The sequence below is a fragment of the Desulforhopalus sp. IMCC35007 genome, from assembly GCF_005116575.1.
Classification (GTDB): Bacteria; Desulfobacterota; Desulfobulbia; order Desulfobulbales; family Desulfocapsaceae; genus Desulforhopalus_A.
Map to the genome: position 1 here is coordinate 25,104 of NZ_SWCN01000023.1, position 20,398 is coordinate 45,501.

Consider the following 20,398-nt stretch of genomic DNA (forward strand, 5'->3'; position numbering starts at 1 on the left):
CACTATCGCCGCTCCGAAGAGCGGAGACAGGGAGCTTTGTAGTCGGTTCCTCATGAAAGGTACACGTGTGCTCACGTTTATTTCAATGCGCCGACTTCTTTGAAATACTTTTCAGTACCCGGGTGAAAAGGAATTGGCATGCCGTCGGCCACAGTTGGCAATGAGATGTTTTTGGCCGCATTATGGGCGCCGTAAAGGGTCTCCAGATTTTCAAAAAGTGCTTTTGTTATCTGGTATGCAGCATCTTCGGAAAGAGAGTCACTAATGAGCAACAGATTGGTAATAGTTGCAGTTTTCACATCTTCCTTCTGCCTGTAGGTTCCTCCTGGGATTGTACCTGAGGAAAAGAAAGGATATTTTTCCTTGAGGTAGGCCATGGCCTCGCCATCGATAGGAAGTACAATGGTGTCGTGAGATACGGAAAGATCGATAACAGTCGAATTTGGAACTCCGCTTGTGACAAAGGCTGCGTCTATCATTCCATTTTTTATCTGATCAATGGCTTCACTATAGCTCAAATAGTCTTGCTTTATATCATCGTATGAAAGCCCATACGCTTCAAGGATGAGGCGAGCGTTCAACTCCACTCCAGACCCGGGGGCGCCAACACCAACATGTTTTCCTGCAAGATCCTTGATACTCGTGATCCCAGTTTTACTGGTTGTTACAACTTGTACGAAATTGGGGTAGAGAGCTGTCAGGCCACGGAGGTTCTTAATAGGCTCTTTTCCTTCGAAAGCTCCAGAACCATCATAGGCCTGGGCAACTGCATCTGCCATAACAATTGCGATTTCAGCTTTACCTGCTTTAAGCAGGTTGATATTTTCTACGGAAGCACCGGTCGCCTGCACCGAAGTATCAATTCCAAGCTCACTTGACAACACATTCGCGACAGCACCACCAATAGGGTAGTAGACACCAGAGGTACCACCGGTGGCAACGGTGACAAAGAGATCTTTTCCAATATCAACGGTACCGGTTGCCCAGCTACTGGTTGTACCCAGCATTAACAGTAGAATAGCAAAACATTTTTTCATTGTGATCCTCTAAATATAGATAGTTACGATGAACCAACTACGGGATGAACCGTGTCGGCAAGGAGTTACTGGTCATCAGTTAGCAACAATGATGCCAGACTCCTTTCATGGTATTTTCCCTATCATTTCCGTTTCTAAGAAGATTCAACACAACCAAGGGAAAAACAATTACCGGCAAATTCTGCCGCATGCGGCAAATTTTGCCTGTGCTCGTAGAGGGGAGAACAATCTGCGCTGAAAACAGTAATTTTGTAGGAAATAACACACTGCATTTCCTGTTTTTATTGATGAGATGAGAACATTTCACCCGTCTTTTTGTGATATTTCAATTCATCAGACCTTTCACACCGTCGGCGATGAACTGAATGGCAAGGGAAGCAAGAAGTACGCCCAGTAATCTTTTGAAAACGTTGTTCAAGGTCTGGCCTACCAGGCGAACCAGGGGTTTAGAAAACAAAAAACAGACCAAAGTGATTGCATAAATTGCGAAAACGGCTCCAACAAGAGGCAAGAAAGATAATTCCTGCTCACGCACATCTGAAAAGAGAAGAATTGTCAGGGTCAGACAGCCCGGCCCTGAGATCAGAGGAATTGACAGTGGAAATACAGAAATGTCTTCAAATACATCACTATTACCGCTCCCTGAAGTTTCATCTGGCTTGGTGATCATGCCAAATGCTGCATAAAAAATGAGCAGGCCACCAGCTATCTTAAATGATTCCATCTCAATCCCCAGGGTTCCCAGGAAGCGTACCCCCCAGAAACCAAAGCAGAAGACGAGAAGTATTGAAATTACAACCGAACGAACAGCCATCATGCGGGCATAGGCCCTGTCTTTTCCGCTCGTCAAAGCATTAAAAATGAGCGAGGCCCCAATCGGATCAACAATCACAAAGTACGCAATAAATGCATTGATAAAACTGTCCACGTTACACCTGTTGGCAAGAAAACCGATATTTATTAGTGACAAGCTGGCAAACAAACAATCGGTTCATATGTTATTCTCTTTCTACTTTTTCATCCAGCCTGTATTTGAGAGTTCAAGGATAAAAACAAATGAAGAGCAGGTGAGAAAAGAACTGCTTCAGCAGTACACTTTGTAAATAAAATTTATGCAGTGTAGTATAAAACCGATGACGACAGCAGTCTGTAGCGAAGAAATCATTGGTTCATAACCAATTTATGGTCTGCAAGAGGTGGTTACTGCCATGTCATTGGGCGGCAACCGAACTTGACGCATGACAAAATTTAAGATAAATAGGCTCCTCAGCCAAAACAGCATGATCTTTTCATCCCCTGCAAGGATGTGTTTTAAACCATCAGAAAACAAGTTTTCGTGACTTGGCAGTAAAGCTTTTCATGAAAAGAGATATGGTTCTTCGGGATTGAGCGTACTTGAAGTGAGAAAAGGTGGTTGATCACAACCTGGGACAGGGAAACAGACATCTGTTCCGGTCTTTAAAGCCGCAAAGCAAATCTTAACATTTCTTTTTTAAAACCCCGACTCCCGCACAAAGCCCGGCTCGACAACCTGGATCAAGCAAGGCAGGAAGCTATACGACATTTACCCGCAACAAACAGTGCTGTTTTTTGCGGTATTAACAAAAAGAGTATTTGATGGGAAAAACCTTACTTATAGCAGAAAAGCCAAGTGTCGGCAAAGACCTTGCCGCGTATCTTGGAATAATCAGTCGGGGCAAGGGATTTTTCACCTGCAAAAATGATATTATCTGCACCTGGTGTATCGGCCACATTCTAGAACAGGCAGACCCGGATTGCTACGATCCCAAATACAAAAAATGGAGGGCTGAAGACCTGCCCATCATTCCTGAAAAATGGATCCTTGAACCTATTCCACGAACCAGAGAGCAGCTGCAGACCATTAAAAACCTCCTCAAAGATACAACGGCAGTTATCAATGCAGGCGACCCGGAACGAGAAGGCCAGCTCATCGTCGATGAAGTGCTCGATTTTCTTGGCTACGAAGGTCCTGCGAAAAGGCTGTGGATTTCCGCCCTTGATATCCGAACTATCAAGAAAGGTTTTGCCAATCTCAAGGATAATAAGGAATACCAGAACATTAAGAATGCGGCGATCTGCAGATCAAACGCTGACTGGCTGGTCGGCATCAATGTTACACGAGGGCTGACTCTAGCAGCCTGTCAACCGGAAACGGTCCTTTCAGCGGGCAGGGTACAGACACCGACCCTTTCTCTGGTGGTTGATCGGGACCGGGAGATTGAAAATTTTCAGAAAAAGCCGTTCTGGATCCTCAGGGCAAACATCGACCACCCCAACGGAAGTTTTATAGCAACCTGGAACCCCAATGAACTGAGTGCCGGCCTCGATGCAGAGGGTCGCCTTATAAACGAGGGTGTTGGCGATGAAATCATCAACAAAATGCAGGGAGCATCCGGCCTTGTAACTGCCAGAAAAAACGACCTCAAAAGCAAAAAACCTCCACTGCCCTTTTTACTTTCTGATCTACAGAAAAAAGCGGAGGATAAATTTGGATACTCCCCCAAAGAGACCCTGGAAATCGGCCAGGGGCTCTACGAAAAGCATAAAGTCCTCACCTATATGAGAACCGAGTGCAGATATCTGCCCAATGAAATGTTTGAGGACGCCCCTTCGATTATTGAATGCCTGAAAAAACAGGGTATTGAAGGAGCCGCTGATGCGGACATAACCATTGAATCTCCTGCATGGAATACCAAAAAGCAGGGGGCAGAGGCGCACCACGGGATCATCCCCACAGAGGTAATGCCCGGCCATCTCAGTATTGAGGAGAACAATATCTATCAGCTGGTGGCCAGGCGTTTTCTGAAACAGTTCTACCCGGATTACCAATATTATTCCAGCAGTGTAGAGATCGAAGCCGAGGGTGAGAAGTGGAACGGTAACGGTATTCTTCTCAAAGAGCTTGGCTGGATGGTCCTCAACGATCAACAGACAAAGGATAAACTCCTGCCCACAATGGCTAAAGGCGATGCGGTGAGCTTTGCTGGGGTTGAAAAAGAACAAAAATTTACCAAGCCACCAAGTCGTTTTACCGAAGCATCCCTCCAGGTTGCGATGACAGAAGTCCATAAATTTGTCGATGACCCCGTCATAAAAGCACGCTTAAAAGAAAACTCGGGCATCGGTACCTCCGCCACCCGTACCAATATCATCACGGAACTCCAGAACCGCAATTACCTCGAAAAAAGCGGCAAGACCCTCATTTCTACAGCAAGGGGTAGAGAACTCATTGATAAAATCCATCCTTCGTTAAAAAACCCCGGCATGACCGCCATCTGGGAAGATGCACTTAACCGGATATGTGAAGGAGAGCTTGGGAAAACAGAATTTTTAACAGAACTCACAAAACGCATGTCTAATATGGTGAAATATGCATTAGCCACACGTTTTTCTGAAAATGTCATGGGCAAGGTTTACCGCTGCCTCTGTGGAGGGTACCTCTCACGGCTGGAATCAAAAAACAAAAAAGGCAAATATTTCTGGGTCTGTTCCAAAGGTCAGGAGAACGGCTGCCCCCTCCGCTCGGATTTCAACGGTGCACCCGGTGCCGCATTCATGGACCGGCCTGAATCAGGCCCTCCCTGCCCTCACTGTGAAAAAGGCTACCTGATCCGCTTTGAAAGCAACCGGAAAATGGGCCATTATTTCTGGGCCTGCTCTACAGGAAAAAAAGGCAAATGCCCCCTTCTAAGAGACGAGAATGGTGCTCCCGGCAAGCCCGTCATTGACCCCAAGGCCCCCCAGGCACCTTGCCCGGAAAAGGGGTGTAAAAAGAAAGTTACTCTCATTCAATCCCAGAACAACAAGGATTTTTACTTCTGGAAATGTTCCGATCCAAGTCACCCTTTGAGGAAAAATGACAATGGAAAGCCCGGTGACATTATCGTTTTTTCCAGTAAATAGAATGATTGAAGCGGTGGCTTGGCAGAATTTTTCAAGTGTGTCCTTATTTTTTAGTCAGACAAGCCCCTGATAATCAACCGCACTATCCCACCCAGGATCTCAAGCCATCTTGAATGTCTGTAGCAATGTTTAAAAGAATGACTTACATTTAATACTGGGCGTGCAAATGTGTCCTGCAAAGAAACTATTTCGCAAGCCCCTTGTTAGCCTGACCTTCTTTAGGGTCCTTTGAAAAACGAGAAAATTTGTTCACATTCGAGTTGTTTGAGGAATTGTACCACAGGCATAGGATTGATATCGGAGTCTACGCTTACCTCCGAGGATAAAATTCTGAAAACACTGATAAAGTTTGCAAAATTGGCAGTTTTTCAAGGTGGTCTTTATGCAATGTCAGGTAGATGTATCCCATACATTTTTGTAGGAGAAAAAATGAGAGCTACATATCTTTTTTTGGTCCTCTGTATAGTCTTTTTACCGTCCCTTGCAACAACGGCAGCTCTGTCCAATGCTGCGCCTCTGCTTCCTGAAAGCCTCGCTGCCCGTTCAGAGATTGCCACAAACCAGAAAACACACACTGTATTTCTGGAAGAAGATGACCCTCAAAAGCTGACAGAACTCATCAATCTCACCAACAATGAATATGCACAAAAGGGGTGGTCAGTCTTTGCTATCAACTCCTACCTGCATAACGGGGATCTCGACGGGGTGTTTATCACCTATCAAAAAGGCTTAACTGCTAAATAATAAAAGATTTTTTATCCGGTTGAAATTACAGGTATAAGATTTAGAAATAGCGGATAATTTAAAGCATCCTTTCTTCCTATGTGTTTCAGGGGGTAATTATGGCAAAAACTATACTTGATGGCCTCGTAAAAAACTCGACCTGCTTCGTCGTACTTCTTTCAGGTTTTCTTCTCTCATCCTGTGCACCCAAGACCTTCATAGAGACAACCATCAATACCAGCCCTAACGGGGCTCGGGTTTTTATCAACGGCTCTGAATCGCTTCAGCCGAGCCCCTTTCAGTACACTTTTGAATTTGATGACAATCAGGAATATGAGCTTTTTGTGCAGAAAGAGGGATACTTTGAAGAGGAATTTATTCTTTCAAAAGATGTTCCCTCTCTCGCCCAAGGTGAGGTGACTATCCCCTTGTCCAAGAGTCCGCTCTGGGAAGCAACGACCTTTTCACCTGCTACAAACAGCTGGATACAGGTTCTGGTTGACAATAGTTTCACAGAAAAAGTCGCCTGGCAGACTCTTCTTGATACGGTCATTAAACATTCCCCTGACCTTAAAGAACTTAACTACCAATCCGGATACCTGCAGACACATTACACCGTTAAAAAATTCGACACAAAAAACGGCGAGTTTCTCCTTCGCTGTCAGCTTACAGCTGCTCTCGTTTCATCCAAACCGCTTATTTACAGAATCAAAGACCTTGCTGAGTGGTCTGGCAACGGCGTTCAGTGGCACTCCTATAATCGAATTTTCTTTGAGCACGATGACATCATAAAAGAAATTCAAGACCGCCTTGGCAGCAAATAGCCTTCCTTTTCCTTAACAAAAAACCGGAAACACAAAGAATCATCTCTTGGAACGGATACAGTAAGTTCATTCCCCCACCATTGTCCTTTCTTATTTTTTCACGTTTTTTCAGAAAGATAACATGAGCATCAAAAATTTTAACCTCCAACATTGCATATTACTTCATATGATATCATATAAAGCAACATAACTTGGCGATCCTTGCGGGTGAAGGTTTCAATCAAAAATTTTTTTCTTTTTAAAAAAATCAAACAGCAGGCATCAACGAAAAAATGTTTACAGTAGGACAAACTTTAGGTCAGAGAAGTCCGACTCGACAAAAAAACAAATAATGTGTCAAAAAACTATCTTGGAGAGCAACTCCAACCAGGGCGAGACAACTACAGGTATAACAGATGCAGAGATCTATTTTCGAACAGGTTCCAGAGCCCACTGACGTTCCACTTGCTGAAAAAGTAAGGCCACGTCTACTGGAAGAGATAAAAGGCCACACCAACCTTCTCTCCCCCCAGGCCGCGCTACGCAGGATGATTGACAGGGACGAATACGGTTCATTCATCCTCTGGGGCCCCCCAGGAAGTGGAAAAACGACAATAGCAAGGTTCATCGAACACAGAACCACGATGCATTTTTGTTCCTTTAGTGCTGTACTCAGCAAAATTGCAGATGTGAAAGCACTTATGGAAAAAGCCAAACAACTGCACCTCTACCACAACAAAACTACCCTTGTCTTTGTTGATGAAATTCACAGATTCAACAAATCACAGCAGGACGCCTTTCTGCCATATATAGAATCGGGAGCAATCATTCTCATCGGGGCCACCACAGAAAACCCCTCCTTTGAGGTTATCCCGGCTCTTCTTTCCCGCTGCCATGTCTTCGTCCTGGAACCACTGGTCGAAGACCACCTCCTCTCCATCTTAAAAAGGGCTCTCGCCCATATCGGTAAACGACTGGAAATTAAAGATACAGCCCTTGAAATTCTTGCCCAAAAGGCCGGAGGTGATGCCAGAAGGGCCCTCAATGACCTTGAGCTGATCAGTCGAAACGCAGAACAGGGTGATAGTATCGAAGCCGAAGATGTCCTTGCGCTCCTGAGTAAACGATCTCTGTTTTATGATAAAAACGGAGAGGAACACTATAATCTCATCTCTGCCTTCCAGAAATCGATTCGCGGCAGTGATCCCCAGGCAGCACTGTACTGGCTTGCCAGAATGATTGAGGCCGGAGAAGACCCACTTTATATTACCAGAAGACTTGTCCGGATCGCTTCAGAAGATGTTGGCCTTGCCGACCCCCAGGCTATTGTTCAGGCGATGGCCATAAAAGACGCCGTTCATTTTCTCGGTATGCCGGAGGCAAATACCGCTCTGAGCCAACTTACGGTATATCTTGCCACTGCGCCAAAAAGTAATGCTCTGGAAACTGCATATTTTCGGGCAAAGGCGGAGGCAGAAAAGACCAGCCATCTCAAAGCGCCGCTTCATGTCCGTAACGCCCCGACAAAGCTTATGCAAGATCTCGGTTATAATAAAGGCTACCGATATTCCCATGATTATGAAAACAACTACTCGTATCAGAACTATCTACCTGAAACAATGAAAAAAACCGAATACTACATCCCCTCACCCTTTGGTTTTGAAAAGGAGATTAAAAAACGAATTGACTGGTGGAATGGGCTGAAAGAGCAACAACTACAAAAAGAGAAACAGGGCGGAGAATGAGAACCTTTCAGAAAATGATCATACTACTTACATTTAATGATATTCTCGCGCCCTCCTTGTATTTTTGACACTTGGTTATTATTATCATTTATAGGTATTTATAAGTTCTACAACATTTTTCCAAGCCGTTGTACGACATCTCAATTCACTCCAATCGAAATGAGGTAAACATGGAAAAACGAAGACATGACCGCATTACAAGCCAGAAATTTCTGGTTAACATTTCTGATGGTGCAGGCTTTTTTACCGGAACAGTAAAAGATTTTTCAAGATCCGGGCTGCTTCTCGATGACCTGCCAAAACGTCTTGATGGGAAGTCCAAAAATATTTCGGTAATTATTGACAACAAGACAGAAAATTTTAAACTAAAAGCAAAAACCCGCTGGACTAGGCAGCAGGCAATAAGCCAGATGGTTGGTTTCGAAATAGTTAATGCCCCCTGGGGGTGGGCTGAATTTGTCCTCCAAAATCAGGAAGCCCCAAGCAAGGCTCCGGCAGAAATAACAATATAAACCCTTGTACGACAACTGCGTCAGAAATTAAAGGCAATCATTCACGATGCTGGAATGATTGCCTTTTTTGTATTTGTATGGTAGGGCCATACTTCAATAAAATCGTGAGCAATGGAGGAGGCCCTGGTAGATTTTGCTGCGTTTCGAGTAAAGCAGGTGTAATCCTTTTACAGCCTTAAAGAAAGCTCCGGGGACCAGTACGACTAAGGTACCTATCTTTTTAAATGAGAATTATTTAATTTTTCCACAAACCCGCATATCCGTCACACTCTTACAATTACTGTACACATGAACTTTATCTACGAAAAAATCACATATCTCTTTGACCCATTACACTATCTTTGGGAACATGAAAAAATGCACAAGAAAATCTCTTTTTTTCTGGTGCTCTTTTTCCTCCTCAGCCTTATCGGCATAGAGCTTAACAGGCAGGGTCTCCTGCCTGTAGCCTTTCAGAGCTTCACCCCTAAAAACCACTTTTTTGCTGTCCAGGCAGCCTTTACTGTGGTGCTTATTCTGGAGGTCATCAGTCTGATCTTCACGATCCCATGCTCCTTTAGCCGTTCGGTGGGCAAACAGTTTGAAATTCTGGCGCTCATCCTCATGCGAAACGCATTTAAGGAACTTTCCTACTTCCCAGAGCCCATTACTTTTCTTGGCAACCAACAGGCAATTTTGAACATTCTCTCGGACGGCTTCGGTGCCCTGTTGATCTTTGGTCTTCTCGGCTATTATTATAAAATCCAGGCCCTTTCGGCAGAAGACAAAATGCGTCCTGTCGATATCTACAGTTTCGTGGCAGCGAAAAAAGGCATCGCCATCATCCTGCTCGCTGTCTTCACCTTTCTTGGGGTAAACAGTGTCATCGCAACAATGACCCACCAGGAACATCCCGATTTTCTCCACAGTTTTTACACGATCCTTATCCTGACAGACATCCTGGTCGTATTGTTATCCCAATGTTTTCAGCCATCGTTTTATGCAATATTCCGAAACTCCGGTTTTGCCCTTTCGACCCTGATTATTCGTATTGCTCTGGCTGCGCCACCTTTTTTTAACGTCCTGCTCGGCATAGCTGCAGCAGTCTTTGCCATCCTGCTGACCATTATCAGCCGGGCACTCTTTCTAAAAAGGAGCAGCAAGCATTAAGGTAATTGCCACATTCCGGCAACCTTTGCCTGGCAGGATGGACAGGCTCCATCAACGAGCCTGTTTTCATTAACAATAAAATTATTGCGTACAATCAAAGGCAGACCACAATCAGGACATAAAGTTGCCATGCCATCAGTGGTTCTGATGTTACCACCGTACACATAGGGCAGACCACAGTCTCTGCCGATTTGCCGGGCAAAGTCAATATCAGATGGCCGTGTCATCTTTTTATCCATCATTTTATACGCCGGATAAAAGGCGCTTACGTGCCAGGGAATATTGCGATCGACCCCTGCTAAAAAGTTCGCGATCGATCGAAGTTCCTTTTCGCTGTTATTCATTTCGGGGATGATCAGAGTGGTCACTTCAACCCAGACTCCGCTGTCCACAAACCTTCTGATATTATCCAGAACGGGTTCAAGCCTTGCCCCACAGACTTTTCGATAAAAGCCATCGTCCCATGACTTGAGATCAATATTAATAGCCGTTAAAACCGGAGCCATTGCCTGCACCACCTTCTCAGACATATAGCCATTGGAGACAAAGATGTTGCCGAGTCCTCTCTCTTTTGCAAGCACTGCACAGTCGTAGGCAAATTCAAAAAAGACCGTGGGTTCAACATAGGTGTAGCTCAGGGATTTGCAGCCGGAAGCAAGGGCGGCGTCCACGATTTCCTCAGGCGATCTGTAAACGGTTGTCCGGCTGCCGGGCAGACCATCTTTTACCTGGGAAATCGAACTGTTCTGACAGTTTAGACAGCGAAAATTACACCCCGGCGTTGCAATGGAATAGCTCAGAGACCCGGGCAGAACATGAAAAAGTGGTTTTTTTTCAATGGGATCGATATTTTCCGCCACCACCTTGCCGTAAACAAGACTTTCAACAGCTTCTCCGGTACCTCGTCTGACACCACAGATGCCAATCTGTCCTTTTGCCAAACGACAACTATGGTGGCAAAGATCACATACTGCACTTTTTTCTGAGAATGAGTTCACAGCAAACACCTCCTCAAACATTCATTTTAAGGTATCAATCTCTTTTCACGATAGTAAGTTTTTAAAAATGAAATCAAGTAGTTGAGCTTTCAATCAAAATATTGATGAGAAATAAAGGCTAGTCAATGTGCTTCCAGCTATTGTCTATCAAAACTGAATGAGGCCTGAAATTACTCTTGTAACTCATTGCAGCAACATCCTTGATAAGATAACCAAGGTAGAGATACTCAACGCCCCAATCCAGACAGACCTCCACCAGCGTCATAATATTAAATGTCCCCAGACTCCGTTTTGCCTCCTCCGGATCAAAATAAAAATAGACAGCGTTGAGCCAGTTATAGCCAATATCCACAATAGATGTCCCGATCAACCGGCCATCTACCCTGAACTGCAACTGGGCACAACTGACGATGGAGGTGAGAAAAAAATCATGAAAATAGCCCCGGGCAGAGTTATTTTCCCTTGGATATCGCTCTTGTAAGAATCGGTCACACAACTCTATATTTTCATCATCTACCCGTAATGGCATGAACTCAACGACAACATCACTGTTTTTTTTGACACTCCGTTTTTGATTTCTGTTCGGCACAAAAAGTCTGGGCCGAAGGCGGATCGGAACACAGGCCTTACAGTCTTTGCAGTGCATCGTATACAGGCAATCCCCATTGCGCCTGTAGCCCGCTGCGAGAAACAGTTCCATTACGCGCTCCCCAATCGGCGCAAAGGTCGCCTGATGGAAGGTGGCGACATAGGGTAAGCCATAGGGGCAATCGATGTTGATTGAAAAAAAATACTGCTGTAATTTCGGATAGAGTGCTCCAAACTCCTGCCGGCATTGCGCATCATATGTTGAGGTCATGTCTTTCATTCAACCTATCTTTCCCCTCATCTAAACAAGGCCCTGATCGAGCATGGCATTCACTACTTTTACAAAACCTGCAATGTTGGCTCCTGCAACATAGTTACCTTCAACCCCGTATTCAGAAGATGCAGCCAGACAGGTGCTGTGAATAGATTTCATAATCTGTTTCAGGCGGTCATCCACTTCCTTCCGCGGCCAAGACAGACGCATGGAGTTCTGTGCCATTTCCAGACCGGATACGGCAACTCCACCGGCATTGGCAGCCTTACCCGGAGCAAAAAGAATGTTGTGGTCAAGAAATATATCGACAGCCTCTGGAATGGTCGGCATATTTGCACCTTCACAGACCAAGGCGACACCGCCTGACAACAGGTGGCTTGCGTCTTTTGCATTGATCTCATTCTGGGTGGCACAGGGAAAAGCACAATCTGCCTTATGCTCCCAAAGCGGATTGTAATCACGCTCGGGAGAAACAGGGATATATACAGCCTCGGGGTAACGCTCCTTGTATTCGCTGATCCTTCCCCGCCTGATATTTTTCAACTCTTTGACAAAGGCCAGTTTTTCAGCGTCTATTCCCGCCTCATCGTAAACATAGCCGGACGAATCGGAGAGGGTGGCTACCTTTCCTCCCAGCTCAATTATTTTCTCTGTCGTGAACTGTGCGACATTACCGGACCCTGAAACCAGGCAGCTTTTCCCCTCCAGGGTTTGCCTTCTGGTCTGCAGCATCTCTGCTGCGAGGTAAACGACCCCATACCCTGTGGCCTCAGGACGAATAAGGCTACCTCCCCAGGCAAGGCTTTTGCCGGTCAACACTCCGGTAAACTCATTTTTCAGCTTCTTATACATGCCAAACAGATAACCAATCTCGCGGGCGCCAACTCCGATATCTCCTGCCGGAACATCGGTATTAGGCCCTATGTGCCTGTACAGTTCCATCATAAAGGACTGACAAAAGCGCATCACCTCATTGTCTGATTTTCCCTTGGGATCAAAATCCGAGCCGCCTTTTCCACCTCCCATGGACAGGGTGGTAAGAGAGTTTTTGAACACCTGCTCAAAGGCCAGGAATTTAATGATTCCAAGATTGACAGAGGCATGAAAACGCAGACCGCCTTTATAGGGACCGAGGGCACTGTTCATCTCCACTCGAAAACCACGATTCACGTGTACCTGCCCATCATCATCCATCCAGGGCACCCGGAACATAATAACCCGTTCCGGCTCAGTAATCCGTTCAAGGATTCCCTGCTGACGATATTCAAAATTTCGATCCAATACCGGTTTCACACTATGGATCACCTCATCCACAGCCTGATGAAATTCCTTTTGCTCAGGATCTTTATCGCGAATCTTTTCTATGGTGTTTTCCATTATTCCTCTCCACTGAAAATATATTTCTGGCTCCAGACCTCATTACCATTTATTTCACATTTGTCTTCACACGATGCTGCTTTTTCAAAGATGACACTTTGCGACCGGGTCCCGTCGCACTTGAGAACGAAAGGCTGCTTGGTTCGTACATGATGCACATAAAGTCCTTTTTTCATGGATTCCTGCGCCTCAAGCCAATCCCAGCGGAAAAAATCTTGTGCCTCCTGACTGCTGCCATTCTTGCTTTCATTGAGCGTCAGATACGGGATACCGAGGGAGGTAATATTCTGAAAAAAATGAGTCCCCTGCGAGGCTTCCGCTTTAATGGAGCTGTTTCTGACCTCTATAATCCCTGCAACACCGGATATATCTGCCCATTGTACAGGAATACCAAGCCAGGGGTCGGAAGACCCCCAGCGGCCAGGTCCTATCAGAAGGAACGGAAGGTTCTCGGCAAGGAGTCTTCGGTTGATTTCGCCTATTTCGCTTGCCATCTCCTGGGTTTTAGCCCCATCAAACCCTCTGGTGGGTACATAGACAATGTCACGGATTGTATCAAACTGCCCATGTCCTAAGGACTGATGAACATGACAGATAGCATTTTCAATTTCATGATCGCAAATCTGCACATCAGCAAATTCTCCACCTGTAATCATCGGCCTGATCTGCAGGAAGTAAAAGGTAGATAACCCAAGCTCAGGATCCACGTCCACCGCAAACTCTATCTCGACTTCCCCACCCATAGCTGTTCTGCCGATGTTGAGAAGCTCCTGTAGTATGCTGGCCAGCGGATAACCATCATACTTTAGCATCTGGGCAAAGGTGACAATCTTTGGTCCCGGCATCCTCGTATCCCGAACTCTGTTTTCCACAGCGACATAGGTTGAGGTCAGCAGGCTCACAGGAGTTTCATGGTCAGCCTCCTGAACAGTACGTAAAACAAGGTTGGATATATCCCTTTCCAGACAGTTCTCCGGACTGACATCCAGAGCATAAAACTGTCTCTGGCTGTACTTCAGCATGTTCTCCACTGTGGAAAACTGTACCAGTTTTTTCGGCCTGGCAGGAGAAAACCAGAGGGCCTTGCCTCCCTCTACAACGGTTTTACCAAGCCCCAGAGCCACATGGGCAATCCCTTCAGCGGCTTTCATCCCCATAACCGGATAGAAATTATGGGACTGGGCGACCCCGGAAACTCCGGGATACCAGAAATCCCCGTATCGTTTGCCTGCAAGCTGTTGAATGATCACGGCCATGGAATCATCGCGACCAAGCCCTGTGACCTTTGAAAAGGCTATTGGCCCTTCAAACCAGGTCGAGGCGTATACCAGCTTGATTGCACTTTCAAGCTGAGCGAGACGTTCCTCAAACTCAGGGTGATTGTTTGCCAGAAAATAGGTGGAATACAGGCCCGCATAGGGTTTGAACTGGCCATCTTCCAGAAGACTTGAAGAACGTACAGAAAGAGGTGTTGTCGTTTTTTGCAGGAACCCCCTCAGGGCCTTGCGGAGCCAATGAGGAAGGGTTGCATCGAGAAACAGGTCGGCGACTTGTTCGTCGGGATAATTTTTGCAATAGTAAAGATTCTGTTCCTCGACAAAGGTATCAAAACCATCGGCAGTGATAATGCAGGTTTTCGGAATCGTAACCGGAGAGGAAGCCAGCACGGAGTTTTCATGATGTGCCCGTTGCAGACAGGCCCACATAAAGGCGATTCCCCGTGCCTTACCTCCCATTGACCCACTACCGATTTTCACAAAATCCATAATCTCAGGGTCGTAGAGATCGGGGTCAAATTTAACGACCACTCCCTGTTGGCGGTGCTTGCGCAGAGAATGTACCTTGGCAACCAGATCCTCCCGCATCCTGGCCCAGTCGTGGTCGACTGAAAGAGAATCCTTGTGGATACGACGGGCCAGCACCACTTCTGCCCGGGCCATGACCCAGTTGAAAAAATGGTTGCGCAGGGCATGGTAGCGCAGGGATTTTTCTGGAATCACCTTGAGCTGTTTTTCAAACTCATAAAGATTTGAGGCGGTACCAATGGCCGTTTCATCCGGCAGACGAAAAACAAAATCCCCAAATCCCAGGTAATTGAGAAAGAAGCTATGGAGTTCATCCCGTATCAGAGGAGAGTTTTTATCGAGAAATACTGCGGGAATGCTGTGAGCGCAGTCACGGTTCCGCTCTTCGGTTGAAACCATCAGCAGAGGAATATCGTGGGATTCCTGGCGGATAAATTTCAAAAACTTCCCGCCCGCCTGGGCATCTATTGCTCCGGATTTTTTATATCGGGCATCAGAAATAACTGAAAACACATAGGGTTTGTAGGCCTGATACAGGGCCATGGCTTCTTCATAACAGGTGGCGATAAGAATTTTAGGCCTGGCCCGCATCCTCAGCAGCCTGTGTCTTTCGTTGAGACTGTCACTGAGTACGGACTGGGTCTGCCGTACAATCTCATTGTAGATAAGAGGTAAAAAAAGCGATCTGTAGAGCGGTGAATCCTCCACATAGATAATGACCCGGACCATGGCCGACTGGGTATCCGCATCGACATTGCGGTGATCTTCAACATTTTTTATAATCGCCAGCAACAGATCAGCTTCACAGCACCAGAGAAAGGTCTTGTCAATACCATAGTCTCCGACCCTCTCCGGAAAGGTTGCCCGCAGATTATGGGCAACAAGGATAACCGGAAGATCAGGTCGAATATTTTTAATGGCTTTACCGAAGACATAGGCATCCATCCCCCCTAAAAAGGGCATGGTTATGACCATATCAAAGTTTTTTGTCTGGATGAGCCCGAGAGCCTCTTCAGCGGAAGAAGTTCTGGTTATCTTAGGGGGTTTACTAAGATTCAGCCCATGGTACTCATTGATCAGGCGGGTGGCGAGACTTCCATCCTCCTCCATGATGTAGGCATCATAAAGGCTGGAAACAAGCAATATTTCCTGAACCTTAAAGGGCATCAGGTCATGAAATATTTTAAAATGAGGATCAAAATGAGGAAGTATTTCTTTGGAGTCAATATACATGGCTTCCTCCCTGTGAGATAGTGTCCATCCTTGAACATAAGGGTTTGGGTCAAGACCTGGATGCAACATACATTTTTACCATATCCATACCCTTACTCTCAGAGTCATGCTTCCCTCCAATGGTTACGATACATGGTATAACGCCATGGTTAAGCCAAACAACAGTTTTCGAACGACCACTCGATACAACTACCTTGGCTGCAACTACACGACCCGCGACCCTTTATCCATCTACAATACAGTATATCTCTTTGGGAAAAAGGGAACTCATCTATAATCTCAGCCTTTGGATCCGCCAAGCCCACTTTCAACGGCACGGATCACAGCATCAAAACTGCCCAGCTTGTCGAGAATGGCAACAGGGGCAAGAGCCTTTGAACGTTCAATCACCTGCGGATCTCTGTGATTGCCCGTAAAAAAAATTACGGGAATATCCAAAAATGTCTTAATCTGTCTGGTCGCTTCAACCCCGTCAATTTTACCCGGAAGGGCCACGTCCATAAAGAGCAGGTCCGGTTTTTCACTGCGTGCCCACTCCACGGCTTCTTCACCCGTTGTGATGACATCGCTTGTGATATAACCATGGGCTTCAATTTTTTTACGAAGCATCATCCCAACGAGGACTTCATCCTCAACAAGCATAATCAACCCTTTTTTCCTGCCCCTGGTCTCCATTTTAAGTTCTGTCCTTAAAGGTAATATGAAAAGCAGTCCCCCTGCTTCGGTCTATAGCCAATGTTCCCCCTAACTGTTTTACCACCATACTGGATGTAATCTGGAGGCCGAAAGACGTTGCATTTTCAACATCAATTTCCGTTGGCAGCCCCGTTCCATTATCCTCTACAACAAGATAATAAACACCTTTTTTTACCGCGAGTTGGATACGGATAATTCCTTTTTTCCCTGAAGGAAACGCGTGTTTTACAGAGTTGGTGATAAGTTCACTGACGACAAGGCCTACAGGAACAGCTTTATCAAAAGGGACAGTCACCTGACAATAATCAGCACGAACCTCTATCTGATTGGAAAACGTCATATGCTCAACCTGGGTACGGGCAAGCTTTGCCAGATATTCACCGAGGTTGATTTCAACCAGGTTTTCTGACTGATAGAGATTTTCGTGGACCAGGGCCATGGCCCTGATCCGGTGTTCCATTTCCTCAAATATTTTCTTTGCGGCCTGATCTTCAATCTCCTCCATCTGCAGGGCAAGCATGGAAATGATAACGAGCATATTATTTTTGGTCCGATGGTAGACTTCACGCAGCAGCAGATCTTTTTCCTGCAGCAAGCCCTGCAGACTTTTTTCTTTGACTCGTATTTTTTCCTGTACCTGTACGTGGTCCGATATGTCAATCATGGTTCCAACCGAGGCGGGAACGCCCTTCCAGGGGATATACGAACCATCCACTTCGACATCAAAAACCTCTCCATTTTTCCTGAGACACTTCACATGGTGAGGCTGATCGGTTCGTCTGTAGAGACGTTCCTCCTGAAGAGACATCCTTTCCATGACCTCAACCTTATATTCCGGAGCAATAAGATCTATCGGCCCCATCCTGTTTATCAGTTCTATCTTACTGTAACCAAACATCTTGACGATTGCCGCGTTGACATATTTAAACCGGTTCCCCTGAACAATACAAAGTCCTGCAAGCGAGGCCTCCATGGTGGCGATAAGCTGGCGTTCCCGCTCTCTCAGGGCGTTGGACAACTTTCTATTCTTTTCACTCTCCACATGAACATCTCGCATCATAGCGCTGAGCTTTTGATTATTCCGCTGCAGTTGGGCAGTTCTGGTTTTTATGCCGTCTTCCAGCCTGTGAAAATATTGCTTCTTCATTGTTTCAGCAGAGACAAGGCCATCAATCATGGTGTTCATGGCTGTCGCGAGTGCTCCCAGTTCATCCCCCCGCTCAAGGTCTGATTTTTGAGAGAGGTCACCCTCGCCCACCCGCTCTGCAAGGAGGGCGAGCTTTTGCAGAGGGGCAACAAAATTTCTCACGGCAAGATAAGACAGACAGAGGATAATCAAGGTGATACAGAGGCTGTAGAAAACAAACCGTGTTTTCAGTGAAACTATCATTTCATCAAGGGCATGCCGGGTCTTTTCCGCAGACGAGACCAGGTCCGCTTCTCTTGCCACCATTACGAGTTTCCAACCATGGACAGAAAGAGTTTGACTGGCAACCAGATGGTTCTCTTCACCGAGTAATACCGTTTCAACACCGGACTCCTTGGCAAGAATTCGTGCAACCATCTTCTGAACCTGAGGGTTTGTTGATTGATCCAGATTGTAATCCAGCATATCCCTTGGATGTTCCATTTGTTCAGGAAGAGAAGGAAGACCAAAAAGTGACAGAAATTCTATGGGAAATGCTATAATTTCCCCGGAACTCCCCAGCAGAAAAGATAAAAGCACTCGACCATCACCCTGCTGTTCCAGCCCACCCGCATCCAGAATAGTGTCTACGAGCGTTGAGAGTGGTATATCAATACCTACGACACCACGTAAACGCCCGGTTCCGTCAACAATAGGCCCGGAAGCCGTCACTACGAGTCCATCAACCACATCATCCTGGTAGATTTTAGTCCACCGCACTCCCTTTTGCCCCTCTTCTGATTCAGTAAAAACGGTGAGTGGCGCGCCATTTCGCTGATCAAACTCCGTCGCCACGGGCAATTGGCGAACAGCCCTTCTGGCCTGAGAATTTTTGGTATAATACTTGCCGATTCCTGAGGTCGTAAGCACATGTGTCGCCAGTGCCTCAGGCAAAACCTTTTCCGCCTCCATCAGGCCGGAATCAAGGTGTCTCAGTGCAGCCGTTTCTATGAGGATATCTGCGGCCATGGATGAAGCTCCCCAGTATAAGGAAACGACAGGCTCACCCGGACCTGTGATGTACATCCGATTTTCCTGTTGAAAGTGGAGCGGAATGGGTTCACCTGTCATGGCTGCATAGGCGGAAAGGTCCTGATATACATCGCTTGCCTGGGTGGCTAAAAGATGTACCACGGCGGAGAATTTAGCAAAATACTCCTCATGACGGGCACCCTGTTCGTCGCAGAGACGAGTAAGATATGAAATTGCCTGCTTACGTATTTGTTCCTTATTAATTCGAGTTGAATAGTTACCAAAGGTGTTAACTGAGTCAAGCACATGGTGGGCAACGGGCAGAATAGTCAGTACCACAATAAGAACAAACGCCGCAAAGAGCTTGTTGCCTATCTTGTCACCGACATTTTTTGCAAAAACCCGAGATATCCCCATCCCTCTTATCCCTGCTGTGCGGCCCGTAACTGTTCAGGAGTATTAACGTTCTGCCAGGCAGAGCGTAAGGATTCGGGAATCCGTGGGGTATCAATTTTCAAATGAGTCGCTATGTTGCCAATACGTAAATTGCCGGAAAGAAGCTGTTCTTCAAGAAGATGCGCAGCTTTACCGTCATACCAGGCAAACAGGGGTTCACAGTAATCAGCCTCTACAAGACGGGGAACACGTCCCCAGCAACCCAGCCTGCGCCCGGCAACAAGCCAGTTCACTGCTTCAGCAGAAATAAAAGGCATGTCACAGGCTATAACAAGCCAACTGACAGCTGGTTGCCAGCGCATGGCCGACAGCACACCGGTAAGAGGGCCTGCGACTCCAGGAATATCGGGGACCCGCTGCATTTCATATAAACTCTGCGGGAGCTCTCCCCTGCCTGAAACAACCAGCCCATCAACCAGAGGTTCAACCAGACGAACAACTCTTTCCACCCAGGTCTGATCAGAACCTTCTGTCGTCTTTAAAAGATGTTTCGGCTCGCCCATTCTGGAACTGCGTCCGCCTATCAGGATGCAGGCCCAGACTGGTACCTGCTCTCTTATAATGTCCAGCTTTTCCAACAGCTTTTCTGAAAAATCCTCTATAGTTTGGATATTTCCCCCAGGCCAGTGCAAGTCATCGACTGTCAGCTCATGCCCCTGACCAATATATATTTTGTGCAGACTACAGTTAGCACTCCCCTCTACGAGTACAAGATCGCTTTCCCGGGCTAAAGAACTGAGTTCATAGCGCTGGGGCAGACTCCTGGAGACAATGCCGACATCCAGATGGCATGAATCAAGAATCTCCCGCAGCCTGCCAATAAACTCTGCTCTTTGTGCCTCTGAACCTCCGATAAGGTGAAAAATTGGAAACGCCTTCAGCTGATCTGTTTGATAGAGTTTGTCCATGATATAACCACC

At 46.3% G+C, this 20,398-nt stretch carries 15 protein-coding genes; 6 read left to right on the plus strand and 9 right to left on the minus strand.

Annotation, left to right across the window (positions count from 1 at the left end; translation table 11 throughout):
• Window positions 1-77: 77 nt before the first annotated feature.
• Together FCL48_RS19860 and FCL48_RS19865 are read right to left on the minus strand one after the other, a co-directional pair.
• Entirely contained in the window at window positions 78-1,037 is a 960-nt protein-coding gene (locus FCL48_RS19860; RefSeq protein ID WP_136874912.1) for a TAXI family TRAP transporter solute-binding subunit, read from the minus strand.
• 325 nt (window positions 1,038-1,362) lie between these two features.
• Complete coding sequence (locus FCL48_RS19865; protein WP_169309295.1) at window positions 1,363-1,965, minus strand: MarC family protein; 603 nt, start codon at window positions 1,963-1,965, stop codon at window positions 1,363-1,365.
• 689 nt (window positions 1,966-2,654) lie between these two features.
• On the opposite strand from FCL48_RS19865, the gene FCL48_RS19870 reads away from it, so the two are divergent.
• The 6 genes from FCL48_RS19870 (at window position 2,655) to FCL48_RS19895 (ending at window position 9,893) form a co-directional block, all read left to right on the plus strand.
• Window positions 2,655-4,961, plus strand: a complete 2,307-nt coding sequence (locus FCL48_RS19870; RefSeq protein WP_136874916.1) for a DNA topoisomerase 3 — start codon at window positions 2,655-2,657, stop codon at window positions 4,959-4,961.
• Between the two features lie 429 nt (window positions 4,962-5,390).
• Entirely contained in the window at window positions 5,391-5,705 is a 315-nt protein-coding gene (locus FCL48_RS19875) for a hypothetical protein (RefSeq protein WP_136874918.1), read from the plus strand.
• A gap of 98 nt (window positions 5,706-5,803) precedes the next feature.
• On the plus strand, window positions 5,804-6,508 hold the full coding sequence (locus tag FCL48_RS19880) for a hypothetical protein (protein ID WP_136874920.1): 705 nt from the start codon (window positions 5,804-5,806) through the stop codon (window positions 6,506-6,508).
• 395 nt (window positions 6,509-6,903) lie between these two features.
• The gene (locus FCL48_RS19885) at window positions 6,904-8,232 is read left to right on the plus strand and encodes a replication-associated recombination protein A (RefSeq protein ID WP_136874922.1); all 1,329 of its coding nucleotides are present in this window, start codon (window positions 6,904-6,906) and stop codon (window positions 8,230-8,232) included.
• Between the two features lie 170 nt (window positions 8,233-8,402).
• Window positions 8,403-8,744 carry a PilZ domain-containing protein gene (locus FCL48_RS19890; protein WP_136874924.1) on the plus strand — a complete coding sequence of 114 codons (342 nt, stop codon included), beginning with the start codon at window positions 8,403-8,405 and terminating at the stop codon, window positions 8,742-8,744.
• 357 nt (window positions 8,745-9,101) lie between these two features.
• Window positions 9,102-9,893, plus strand: a complete 792-nt coding sequence (locus FCL48_RS19895) for a hypothetical protein (protein ID WP_240744896.1) — start codon at window positions 9,102-9,104, stop codon at window positions 9,891-9,893.
• Here FCL48_RS19895 and amrS read toward each other — a convergent pair.
• The 7 genes from amrS to FCL48_RS19930 form a co-directional block, all read right to left on the minus strand.
• Window positions 9,890-10,891 carry an AmmeMemoRadiSam system radical SAM enzyme gene (amrS, locus tag FCL48_RS19900; RefSeq protein ID WP_240744897.1) on the minus strand — a complete coding sequence of 334 codons (1,002 nt, stop codon included), beginning with the start codon at window positions 10,889-10,891 and terminating at the stop codon, window positions 9,890-9,892. The two genes, FCL48_RS19895 and amrS, sit on opposite strands and share 4 nt — an antisense overlap.
• A gap of 118 nt (window positions 10,892-11,009) precedes the next feature.
• On the minus strand, window positions 11,010-11,759 hold the full coding sequence (locus FCL48_RS19905) for an arginyltransferase (RefSeq protein WP_136874930.1): 750 nt from the start codon (window positions 11,757-11,759) through the stop codon (window positions 11,010-11,012).
• Window positions 11,760-11,780: 21 nt separating this feature from the next.
• Window positions 11,781-13,130, minus strand: coding sequence for an NADP-specific glutamate dehydrogenase (gdhA, locus tag FCL48_RS19910; protein WP_136874932.1), 1,350 nt, complete (start codon window positions 13,128-13,130; stop codon window positions 11,781-11,783).
• The gene (locus FCL48_RS19915) at window positions 13,130-16,168 is read right to left on the minus strand and encodes a PEP/pyruvate-binding domain-containing protein (RefSeq protein WP_136874934.1); all 3,039 of its coding nucleotides are present in this window, start codon (window positions 16,166-16,168) and stop codon (window positions 13,130-13,132) included. The genes gdhA and FCL48_RS19915 overlap by 1 nt, the downstream gene beginning before the upstream one ends.
• Window positions 16,169-16,447: 279 nt before the next feature.
• A complete protein-coding gene (locus FCL48_RS19920) occupies window positions 16,448-16,843 on the minus strand; it encodes a response regulator (protein ID WP_136874936.1) in 396 nt (131 codons plus the stop codon).
• A gap of 1 nt (window position 16,844) precedes the next feature.
• A complete protein-coding gene (locus FCL48_RS19925) occupies window positions 16,845-19,439 on the minus strand; it encodes a sensor histidine kinase (RefSeq protein WP_136874938.1) in 2,595 nt (864 codons plus the stop codon).
• Between the two features lie 5 nt (window positions 19,440-19,444).
• A complete protein-coding gene (locus FCL48_RS19930) occupies window positions 19,445-20,386 on the minus strand; it encodes a molybdenum cofactor guanylyltransferase (RefSeq protein ID WP_136874940.1) in 942 nt (313 codons plus the stop codon).
• Between the last annotated feature and the right edge of the window lie 12 nt (window positions 20,387-20,398).

Coding starts and splice junctions, on each gene's coding strand:
- FCL48_RS19860 (WP_136874912.1), bottom strand. CDS start 1,037: ATGAAAAAATGTTTTGCTATTCTACTGTTAATGCTGGGTACAACCAGT.
- FCL48_RS19870 (WP_136874916.1), top strand. CDS start 2,655: ATGGGAAAAACCTTACTTATAGCAGAAAAGCCAAGTGTCGGCAAAGAC.
- FCL48_RS19875 (WP_136874918.1), top strand. CDS start 5,391: ATGAGAGCTACATATCTTTTTTTGGTCCTCTGTATAGTCTTTTTACCG.
- FCL48_RS19880 (WP_136874920.1), top strand. CDS start 5,804: ATGGCAAAAACTATACTTGATGGCCTCGTAAAAAACTCGACCTGCTTC.
- FCL48_RS19885 (WP_136874922.1), top strand. CDS start 6,904: ATGCAGAGATCTATTTTCGAACAGGTTCCAGAGCCCACTGACGTTCCA.
- FCL48_RS19890 (WP_136874924.1), top strand. CDS start 8,403: ATGGAAAAACGAAGACATGACCGCATTACAAGCCAGAAATTTCTGGTT.
- FCL48_RS19895 (WP_240744896.1), top strand. CDS start 9,102: ATGCACAAGAAAATCTCTTTTTTTCTGGTGCTCTTTTTCCTCCTCAGC.
- FCL48_RS19905 (WP_136874930.1), bottom strand. CDS start 11,759: ATGAAAGACATGACCTCAACATATGATGCGCAATGCCGGCAGGAGTTT.
- gdhA (WP_136874932.1), bottom strand. CDS start 13,130: ATGGAAAACACCATAGAAAAGATTCGCGATAAAGATCCTGAGCAAAAG.
- FCL48_RS19915 (WP_136874934.1), bottom strand. CDS start 16,168: ATGTATATTGACTCCAAAGAAATACTTCCTCATTTTGATCCTCATTTT.
- FCL48_RS19920 (WP_136874936.1), bottom strand. CDS start 16,843: ATGGAGACCAGGGGCAGGAAAAAAGGGTTGATTATGCTTGTTGAGGAT.
- FCL48_RS19925 (WP_136874938.1), bottom strand. CDS start 19,439: ATGGGGATATCTCGGGTTTTTGCAAAAAATGTCGGTGACAAGATAGGC.
- FCL48_RS19930 (WP_136874940.1), bottom strand. CDS start 20,386: ATGGACAAACTCTATCAAACAGATCAGCTGAAGGCGTTTCCAATTTTT.